General features: G+C 63.3%; 11 protein-coding genes. 4 read left to right on the top strand and 7 right to left on the bottom strand.

Features of this window, described 5'->3' with window-relative positions; genetic code table 11:
- The coding region (locus tag FF80_RS03515) for a proline dehydrogenase family protein (protein WP_200877152.1) at positions 1-1,568 on the bottom strand (1,568 nt) is incomplete at its 3' end.
- 124 nt (positions 1,569-1,692) lie between these two features.
- Here FF80_RS03515 and FF80_RS03510 point away from each other — a divergent pair.
- A complete protein-coding gene (locus tag FF80_RS03510; RefSeq protein WP_035097545.1) occupies positions 1,693-2,160 on the top strand; it encodes an Lrp/AsnC ligand binding domain-containing protein in 468 nt (155 codons plus the stop codon).
- A 128-nt stretch (positions 2,161-2,288) separates the two neighbouring features.
- On the opposite strand, the gene FF80_RS03505 is transcribed toward FF80_RS03510, so the two are convergent.
- From FF80_RS03505 to FF80_RS03480, 6 genes are all read right to left on the bottom strand, one after another.
- Positions 2,289-2,645: an endonuclease domain-containing protein gene (locus FF80_RS03505; protein ID WP_035097544.1), complete on the bottom strand. Its 357-nt coding sequence runs from the start codon at positions 2,643-2,645 to the stop codon at positions 2,289-2,291.
- Positions 2,646-2,736: 91 nt separating this feature from the next.
- Positions 2,737-3,774: a sulfate/molybdate ABC transporter ATP-binding protein gene (locus tag FF80_RS03500; RefSeq protein ID WP_035097542.1), complete on the bottom strand. Its 1,038-nt coding sequence runs from the start codon at positions 3,772-3,774 to the stop codon at positions 2,737-2,739.
- Positions 3,775-3,792: 18 nt separating this feature from the next.
- Entirely contained in the window at positions 3,793-4,668 is an 876-nt protein-coding gene (gene cysW / locus FF80_RS03495; RefSeq protein WP_035097540.1) for a sulfate ABC transporter permease subunit CysW, read from the bottom strand.
- Positions 4,652-5,509: a sulfate ABC transporter permease subunit CysT gene (gene cysT / locus FF80_RS03490; protein ID WP_035097539.1), complete on the bottom strand. Its 858-nt coding sequence runs from the start codon at positions 5,507-5,509 to the stop codon at positions 4,652-4,654. Before cysT ends, cysW begins: the two co-directional genes overlap by 17 nt.
- A gap of 400 nt (positions 5,510-5,909) precedes the next feature.
- Positions 5,910-6,317 (bottom strand): group III truncated hemoglobin, encoded by a 408-nt coding sequence (locus tag FF80_RS03485; protein ID WP_052153130.1) that lies wholly within the window; start codon positions 6,315-6,317, stop codon positions 5,910-5,912.
- Between the two features lie 80 nt (positions 6,318-6,397).
- Positions 6,398-7,060: a transcriptional regulator gene (locus FF80_RS03480; RefSeq protein WP_052153128.1), complete on the bottom strand. Its 663-nt coding sequence runs from the start codon at positions 7,058-7,060 to the stop codon at positions 6,398-6,400.
- Between the two features lie 98 nt (positions 7,061-7,158).
- On the opposite strand from FF80_RS03480, the gene FF80_RS03475 reads away from it, so the two are divergent.
- From FF80_RS03475 to FF80_RS03465, 3 genes are all read left to right on the top strand, one after another.
- Positions 7,159-7,761: a superoxide dismutase gene (locus tag FF80_RS03475; protein ID WP_035097537.1), complete on the top strand. Its 603-nt coding sequence runs from the start codon at positions 7,159-7,161 to the stop codon at positions 7,759-7,761.
- A gap of 182 nt (positions 7,762-7,943) precedes the next feature.
- Positions 7,944-8,282, top strand: coding sequence for a ferredoxin FdxA (fdxA, locus tag FF80_RS03470; protein WP_035097536.1), 339 nt, complete (start codon positions 7,944-7,946; stop codon positions 8,280-8,282).
- The gene (locus FF80_RS03465) at positions 8,279-8,830 is read left to right on the top strand and encodes a flavin reductase family protein (RefSeq protein WP_152558246.1); all 552 of its coding nucleotides are present in this window, start codon (positions 8,279-8,281) and stop codon (positions 8,828-8,830) included. Before fdxA ends, FF80_RS03465 begins: the two co-directional genes overlap by 4 nt.
- The last annotated feature ends 32 nt before the right edge of the window (positions 8,831-8,862 follow it).

Genomic DNA, 8,862 nt, shown 5'->3' with positions numbered 1-8,862 from the left:
ACATAGGGGCGCTCCCCCACCCCCTCCTGGCCTGCCCCTTCAAGGGGGAGGTGGCTGCTAGTGGTCGGGGCGGAATCGCGGGCCAGCACTTTGCCGATTGGGTCCTCTGCCACGGTGGCGGCGGGGATGTCTTCGTCGGCGATCTGGTAGACGAAGGAGCCGTTGGCGCCGTTTTCGAGGAGGCGGCGGACGAGGTAGGCGAGCAGGTCTTTGTGGGCGCCGACGGGAGCGTAGATGCGGGTGCGGGTGCCGGCGGAGGTACGCAGGACGTCGTGCAGGCGTTCGCCCATGCCGTGCAGGCGCTGGAATTCGTAGCTGTCGGGGCCCCTGCCCGCTTCGGCGGCCAGATGCAGCACGGCGGCGGCCGTGTGGGCATTGTGGCTGGCGAATTGGGGATAGATCGAGGCCTTGGTGAAGAGTTTTCTGGCGGCGGCAATGTAGCTGATATCGGTCGCGGCCTTGCGGGTATAGACCGGGTAATCGGGCAGGCCCATGACCTGGGCGCGCTTGATTTCGGCATCCCAATAGGCGCCCTTGACCAGGCGCACCATGATGCGGCGGTTGAGCGATTTAGCAGTGGCGTCGAGCCAATCGATCAGCGGCAGGACGCGCTTGCCATAGGCCTGGACGACGACACCGAAGCCGTCCCAACCGGCCAGCTCGGGAGTGGCGAGGACTTCGGCGATGATGTCGAGGGAGAGATCGAGGCGGTCGGCCTCTTCGGCATCGATATTGAAGCCCATGTTCGCGGATTTGGCGGCGAGGGCCAATTGGCGAGTCGCTTCAACCAGTTCGGTCATGACGCGGGAGCGTTGCGCGAACTCGTAGCGGGGGTGGAGCGCGGAGAGCTTGACCGAAATGCCGGGATTGTCGCGGACCGAGGCGGCGGTGCAGTGGGGCGCCAGCGAATTGATGGCGGACATATAGGCGTCGAAATAGCGGGCGGCGTCAGCTGATGTGCGGGCGGCTTCGCCCAGCATGTCGTAGGAATAGCGATAGCCGATGGATTCCGGCTTTTTGGCATTGACGATGGCCTCGTCAATGGTGCGGCCGAAGACGAACTGGCTGCCGAGCAGGCGCATGGCCTGGCCGACGGCGGTGCGGATGACCGGTTCGCCCAGGCGGGCAATGGCGCGATGGAGGGCGTTTTTTGGGCCGATCTCGGGGTCGCCCAGCACGTCGGCAGTGAGGCTCAGCGCCCAGGAGGAGAAGTTGACCAGCTGGTTAGCGGAGGCGCCGAAATGGGACGACCAATTGGAGCCGCCGACCTTGTCGTGAATGAGGGCATCGATGGTTTCGGCATCGGGCACGCGCAGCAGGGCTTCGGCCAGGCTCATGAGGGCGACGCCTTCGTCGGTGGCGAGGCCATATTCGGCGAGGAAGCTCTCCATGAGGCCCAGACGATTGCCCTTGCGGACGGTGGTGACCAGGGCTTCGGCATGGGCGGAGATCTTTCGCCGCGCTGATGCATCGAGGCCGGTATCGGCGATGAGCTGGCGGACCAGGGGGGCCTCGGGGGCGAGGTTGCGGTCGCGGAGGGACTGGCGGGCGGCGGCGATGTCGGTCATGGGGGCGCTCTTGGGCACTGGTAGAGCTGCAGAATGACATGAGTTTGAAAGGCGTTTCGCCTGATTTTGTGGTGCTGGCCGCGTGAAGACGTTATTGATTGGGCGTCGGATAGGATTTACGCCCATGAAAACCGTTAGCTACGAGACTTTGGACCAGACGGATCGCCGGATATTGGACGAGCTGGCGCGGGATGGGCGGATCAGCGTGGCGGAGCTGAGCCGGCGGGTGAACCTGAGCAAAACGCCGTGCCAGGCGCGGATCGGGCGGCTCGAGAAGGCCGGGTATATTCTGGGCTATCGAGCGGTGATCGACCCCAAGCGGCTTGGGCTGCCGCATGTGGCCTTTGTCGAGGTGAAGCTATCAGACACGCGGGCGGCGGCGCTGGCAGCGTTCAACAAGGCGGTGCGGGCGATCAAGGAAGTCGAGCAATGCCACATGATCGCGTCGAGCTTTGACTATCTGCTCAAGGTGCGGACCAAGGATATTGCGGATTATCGCGAGGTGCTGGGGGAGAAGATCTCGGCGCTGCCGCACGTAGCGCATACGTCGACGCATGTGTCCATGGAGGCGGTGAAGGGGGACGAGGAGTAGGTGCGGATGAGGAGCTTTTGTTGGGATACCCCCTCCTAGCCTCCCCCTGATAGGGGGAGGGACCGGCCTGTGATTGTGACGCGATCCAGTTCTAGAGTGGAGATATTCCTCCCCCTATCAGGGGGAGGTTAGGTGGGGGTACCTCCGGCCTCGTCCAAAATCCCGCTGACCAGGACGTACACCCCGTCGCCGCTCGTCATCACCTCATGATTGGTGAAGCGAATCACGCGATAGCCGCGGCTTTCCAAGTATTGGGTGCGGATGCGATCGGCGGCCATTCCGGCTTCAGAAAAATGGCTTTCGCCGTCGATTTCAAAGACCACGCGGGCGCGTTTGCAGACGAAGTCGACAATGTAGGGACCAATGGGAGCTTGCCGGCGGAAGTGCCAGCCGGATTGCCGGAAAGTGTATAACATGGCCCAGAACCGGCGCTCAGGCGGCGTCTGTTCGAGCCGCAATTGCTGTGCCAGCGCTACTTTGTTCATCGCCCTGCCCCCAAAGGTTTGGGCAGATTAGCACTATGGGATACCCCCTCCTAGCCTCCCCCTGATAGGGGGAGGGACGGGTCAGTGGCTCTCAAGCGGCGGGAAACAGTTTCCAGCGTTTGGGGCGGAAGGAGAGGCGGGTTTTTTCGCCGGCGGGGTGGTCGAAGGGGAGGTCGATTTCGACCTTGTGGCCGTCGCCGCCGACTTCGAGTTCGACGCGGCGGGTGCCGCCGACGCGGCGGCTGGCGGTGACGACGCCGGCCATGGAGGCGTCGGCCTCGATCAGATCGGCATCATGCGGGCGGAAATAGAGGCGCGCGGGGCCGGTGGGCGTGTCGTGGGCAGGAATGCCGATGGCGCGGCCGCCGACCCAGACTTCGCCATTTTCGATGGTGACGGGCAATTCGCTGGAATCGCCGATAAAACCGAAGACGAAGGGCGAGGTTGGGTGATCGTAGACCTCGTCGGGGGAGCCGACCTGTTCGATCTTGCCCTGGCTCATGACGCAGAGGCGGTCGGACAGTTCCAGGGCTTCTTCCTGATCGTGGGTGACGAAGACGGTGGTGTGGCCGGTGCGGTCGTGGATTTCGCGCAGCCATTTGCGCAGCTCGCGGCGAACCTGGGCGTCCAGCGCACCGAAGGGCTCGTCGAGCAGCAGCACACCGGGCTCGATGGCGAGAGCGCGGGCCAGCGCGACGCGCTGGCGCTGGCCGCCGGAGAGCTGGTTGGGATAGCGCTTTTCGAGGCCGGACAGCTGGACCAGATCAAGCAATTCCATGGCGCGGCGGCGGATTTCGCCGGCGGGCGGGCGGGTGGAGCGCGGACGGACCTTGAGGCCGAAGGAGATGTTTTCCAGAATGGTCATGTGGCGGAACAGGGCATAGTGCTGGAACACGAAGCCGATATTGCGCTCCTGCACGGTCTTTTCCGAGGCATCGGTATCGCCGAAGAAAATCTTGCCGGCGGTGGGCATTTCGAGGCCCGCGATGAGGCGCAACAAAGTGGTCTTGCCTGAGCCGGATGGACCAAGCAGCGCAATCAGCTCGCCCGAGCGGATATCGAGCGAGACATCATGAAGTGCGGGGAACCGGTCAAATTCCTTGCGCACATTGGCTACACGAACTTCCATAGGCCCAGATTCTCCAAATTACCGTTCGGCGGCGGCGACTTCATCGCCGAAACGCCATTCCAGGGCCGATTTCAACACCAGCGTCACCAGGGCCAGAAGGGCCAATAGCGAAGCCAGCGCGAAGGCGGCAGTGGCATTATATTCGTTGTAAAGCATTTCCACCTGCAGCGGCATGGTGGTGGTCTGGCCGCGAATTTTGCCGGACACGACGGCGACTGCGCCGAACTCGCCCATGGCGCGGGCATTGCACAGCAGTACGCCGTAAAGCAGGCCCCATTTGATATTGGGCAGGGTGACGCGAAAGAAGGTTTGCCAGCCATTGGCGCCCAGCGAAAGCGCGGCTTCTTCGTCTCCGGTGCCCTGATCCTGCATCAGCGGGATCAGCTCGCGGGCGACGAAGGGGAAGGTGACGAAAATGGTGGCCAGCACGATGCCGGGCAGCGCGAACAGCACTTCGATGCCGTAGGATTTGAGAAAGGGGCCGAGGAAGCTCCCTGCCCCGAACAGCAGCACATAGACCAGGCCCGAAATGACCGGGGACACCGAAAACGGCAGGTCGATCAGGGTGATCAGGAAGGCCTTGCCCTTGAATTCGAACTTGGCGATGGCCCAGGAGGCCGCGAGGCCGAAAATGACGTTGAGCGGCACGGCGATGGCCGCAACCAGCAGCGTCAGGCGGATGGCGGCCTGGGCATCGGGCTCGGCAAAGGCGGCAAAGAAAGTGCCGATGCCCTTGGCCAGGGCCTCGTGGAACACCGCATAAAGCGGCAGCACCAGAATGACGCCCATGAACAGCAAGGACAGGCCAATCAGCGTCCATTGGGCAAGACGGCTTTCGCTGGTGGGCGAAACGCGGCGATGACGGCGGGCGCGGAGTTTAGTCGCCATAGCCATACCTTCTGCGGCTCCAGGCCTGGATCAGATTGATGGCAAACAGCAGGGCAAAGGAGATCAGCAGCATCACCGATGCGATCACGGTGGCCCCGACATAGTTGAATTCCTGCAGGCGAATATAGATCAGCAGCGGAGCTATTTCCGACACGAAGGGGATATTGCCGGCGATGAAGATGATGGAGCCATATTCACCGACGCCGCGGGCGAAGGCGAGCGCAAAGCCGGTGAGAATCGCCGGGGTGAGGCTGGGGAGGATGACGCGGGTGATGGTCTGGAAACGGGTGGCGCCCAGGGTGGCACTGGCCTCCTCGACCTCGTGGCTGACCTCTTCGAGAATGGGTTGGATGGTGCGCACGACGAAGGGCAGGCCAATGAAGATCATGGCGATGACGATGCCGATCGGCGTGTAAGCAATGCGGATGCCAAAGGGGGCGAACAGCGCGCCGATCGTGCCATTGGGAGCGTAGATGGCGGTGAGCGCAATGCCGGCAACGGCCGTGGGCAAAGCAAAGGGCAGATCGATGATGGCGTCGAAAATGCGGCGGCCGGGGAAACGGTAACGCACCAGGACCCAGGCGATCAGGGTGCCGAAGACCACGTTGACGCCGGCGGCGATCAGCGCGGTAACGAAGCTGACACGGAGGGACCCGAGCACGCGCGGATCGGTGGCGGCTTTCCAGAAGCCATCAAAGCCCAGGCCGGCCGAGCGGATGGCCAGAGCCAGCAGCGGGATCAGGATGATCAGGGAAAAATAGGTCAGCGTGAAGCCGAGCGTCAGGCCGAACCCGGGGATCACGTTGCGCTTGCGCGAGCGCGATAGCGCAGATGCGGCGGCGCTCAAGCGGATATCCGGACGGCAGGGGTTTTGGCGGCACAGTTCATGTCGACCTCTCAACGCGGTTCGGCGCGGGTGAAACTACCGTTTCAGTCGAGTTTCTCAAGGTGGAGGGTTGGCTTTTGGGCGTGGTGGTATGGAAAATAATTCTGCGCGCGGGGTGTTCGGGAGATTATCGGTTGGGCCTGGAGGGTGGAATGGTGGGGTGAGGGGAATATTGGTGTTGTGGGACTTCCCTTCTCCCCTCGTGGGAGAAGGTGCCCGCAGGGCGGATGAGGGGGTCTTCTGGCATTGAAGCATGGGAGGGCGCAGCCCCCTCACCCTGATTTTCTGCTGGACGCAGAAAATCTGTCCCTCTCCCACGAGGGGAGAGGGGTGGCGCCGTGGTTGGGGCGAGAAGGCGCCCTTATTCCGGCGGGGTCCAGCTTGGGGTTTCGCGCTGCAGCGGGCCCATGCGGGTGATGTCGTCGCCGCGGCGCATGGCGATGTTCATGCGGAAGCTGTTGCCGATGCGTTCGGAGCGTTCGGTGAAAAGGGCGGCGATGTCGGGTGGGCAGAGCTTTTCGGCGGTCTCGCGGAAGAGGCGCAGCCAGCGCATGAAATGGGCGTCCGAGAGTTCGGGAATGGCCATGTGCTTGGGCATGGGACGGCCGGCATAGCGGCCGGTGCCGAGCAGCATGGAGCTCCAGAAATCGGTGATGGTGGCGATGTGCTGGGGCCAGTGTTCGGGCGGGATGACGCGATTGAAGACCGGGCCGATGACGGGGTCGCGGCGGGCCTCGGCGTAGAAAGCGTCGACCACGGCGGCGATCATGGCTTCATCGAGCTGGGCGGGCGTTTCCCAGCCGGTGCGCTGCTGGCGCGTGCCGACGGGCGGGCGGGGATTGTCGGTGGTCATTGGGCTTCCCGGATGGCGTAGCTGCAGCGGCGGCCGCCGGCCACGATGTGTTCCTCGCGGGTGACTTCGATGTCTGGCCCGAGGACCGAGCGGAAGACGTCGAGTTCGGCGCGGCAAAAGCCTTGGCAGGCGGTGGCGGCAGCGCAAATGGGGCAATGATTTTCGACCAGCAGCAGCGAGCCATCGGGCTGCTCGCGCCAATCGGCCATATAGCCTTCGGCGGAGCGCAGGTCAGTCAGGGCGGCGACCTTGTCGCGCAGGCTGAGCTGGTCGGCGATAACGGTTTCATAGGCGGCGCGGGTTTCGGCTTCGCGGGCGGCGATGATGGTATCGAGCGCGGCGGGGCCGAGCGAAGAGCGGACGATATCGAGCAGCTGCACGGTGAGCGCGGCATGGGTATCGGGGAAGCGCGACTGGGCGGCGGGCGTGAGCGACCAGCTTTGGGTGGGGCGCCCTACCCCGCGGGCCTCGCTGGAAGCGGCGACCAGACCCTCATCGGCAAGGCGCACGAGTTGCTGACGCGCCGCTTCGCCTGACGTGCCCAGCAGGTTGCCGAGCGCTGACGAGGACAGCGCGCCATGCATTTTGAGCGCCATCAGCACGCGCTCGGACGGGCTGCGCGGCGACCAGGCCGCATTTTCCAAGGTCTGGCTTGACATATCTGGCGAATGGGTTTTCAAAGTCATTGCTTGGAAATTAAACGGGCCGGCGCCAAAAAGCAAGCGGCGCTGGCTGCAAGACCAAAGAGGAACCGGAAATGGCCTTTGAACTTCCCGCCCTGCCCTATGCCCATAGCGCGCTTGCCGAGCGCGGCATGAGCCAGGAAACGCTCGAACTACACCATGACAAGCATCACCAGGCCTATGTGACGGCGCTCAACGGGTTCGTTGAGAAGAATGCCGATCTCGCCGGCAAGTCGCTGGAGGAAATCATCGCTTTTGCCAATGGCAAGGCGGATCTGGCGCCGGTGTTCAACAATGCCGGGCAGCATTGGAACCACATCCATTTCTGGAATGCCCTGTCGCCCAAGGGTGGCGCGCTGCCGGGCAAGCTCGAAGCCAAGATCGTGAGCGATCTGGGGAGCGTGGAGGCATTCAAGGATGCGTTCAAGACGGCGGCGACCACGCAATTCGGTTCAGGCTGGGCCTGGCTGGTGCTCGGCACCGATGGCAAGCTCAAGGTGACCAAGACGCCGAATGGCTCCAATCCGCTGGCGACAGGCGAAGGCAAGCCGCTGCTGGGGCTCGATGTGTGGGAGCACAGCTATTATGTCGATTTCCGCAACCGGCGGCCGGATTATGTGACCAATTTCCTCGACAAGCTGGCGAATTATGAGTTTGCCGAAGCGAATTTGGGGTGAGCTTGTGACGCTTCCCCGGCCGCTGATGCTCCCTCGGGCTTGACCCGAGGGCCTTTCGCCGCTGGTGCCGTGTTGAGAATGGCCCTCGGGTCGAGCCCGAGGGAGATGCGGTGGGCGGGCGAGATTGTGCCACGACCTCGTGGTTCGTGCCACGAGGCCTGCTCCTATATTCGAGACTGCCTATGACCTATGTCGTCACTGAAGATTGCATTGCCTGCAAGCATATGGATTGCGTGGAGGTTTGCCCCGTGGATTGCTTCTATGAGGGTGAAAACATGCTGGTCATCAACTCCGACGAGTGCATAGATTGCGGGGTGTGCGAGCCGGAATGCCCGATCGACGCGATCAAGTCCGATAGCGAAAGCGGGCTGGAGAGCTGGGTGGAATTGAACCGCAAATATGCGAGGCTGTGGCCGAACATAGTCGAAAAAGGCACGCCGCCCGCCAATGCCAAGGCGATGGAAGGCGTGCCCAATAAATTCCGCGACCTCTTTTCCGAGCGTGCGGGAGAAGGATCGTGACGACAGAGATGGCCGATTTCGAATTGCCAGATAGTATGGCGTTGCGGTCGCCGCGCCGGCCGACGGTCGGCAATGCCGAGTTCCGCTCGGCCATGGCGGCGATGGCCTCGACCGTGAGCGTGGTGACGACGCGGCGCGGCGATGAAGTGATCGGGCGGACGGCGACATCGGTAATCTCGCTGTCGGCGACGCCGCCGGCTTTGCTGATTTCCATCGACATTGTCAGCCGCATGGCGGACCTGATCGCCAAGACAAGCGGATTTTCGATTGCCATGCTGGCCGACGACCAGGCGGCAGTGGCGGACGCCTTTGCCGGGCGGCTCGACCCGGCCGAGCGCTTTGGCGTGGGCGATTGGGCGCGGTGGCCATCGGGCAACCCGATGCTGCTGGGGGCGGTGACGGCGTTCGATTGCGAGGTGATCGGGGCGATGGAAACGGGCACGCATGTGCTGTTTGCCGGTGCGATCATCGAGGCCGAGACCACGACCAGCCGCAGGCCCCTGCTGTGGCAGCGGCATGGCTATCATGGGATAGCCCCCCTCGACTGATCGGCGGGAAGGTGCCAAGCTGAGTGATGTGA

The organism is Devosia sp. LC5 (assembly GCF_000735585.1).
Taxonomy (GTDB): Bacteria; Pseudomonadota; Alphaproteobacteria; order Rhizobiales; family Devosiaceae; genus Devosia.
The sequence above is the reverse complement of the archived record's forward strand: the minus strand, read 5'-3'. Positions and strand labels throughout refer to the sequence as shown.

Coding starts and splice junctions, on each gene's coding strand:
- FF80_RS03510 (WP_035097545.1), top strand. CDS start 1,693: ATGAAAACCGTTAGCTACGAGACTTTGGACCAGACGGATCGCCGGATA.
- FF80_RS03505 (WP_035097544.1), bottom strand. CDS start 2,645: ATGAACAAAGTAGCGCTGGCACAGCAATTGCGGCTCGAACAGACGCCG.
- FF80_RS03500 (WP_035097542.1), bottom strand. CDS start 3,774: ATGGAAGTTCGTGTAGCCAATGTGCGCAAGGAATTTGACCGGTTCCCC.
- cysW (WP_035097540.1), bottom strand. CDS start 4,668: ATGGCTATGGCGACTAAACTCCGCGCCCGCCGTCATCGCCGCGTTTCG.
- FF80_RS03485 (WP_052153130.1), bottom strand. CDS start 6,317: ATGATCGCCGCCGTGGTCGACGCTTTCTACGCCGAGGCCCGCCGCGAC.
- FF80_RS03480 (WP_052153128.1), bottom strand. CDS start 7,060: ATGTCAAGCCAGACCTTGGAAAATGCGGCCTGGTCGCCGCGCAGCCCG.
- FF80_RS03475 (WP_035097537.1), top strand. CDS start 7,159: ATGGCCTTTGAACTTCCCGCCCTGCCCTATGCCCATAGCGCGCTTGCC.
- fdxA (WP_035097536.1), top strand. CDS start 7,944: ATGACCTATGTCGTCACTGAAGATTGCATTGCCTGCAAGCATATGGAT.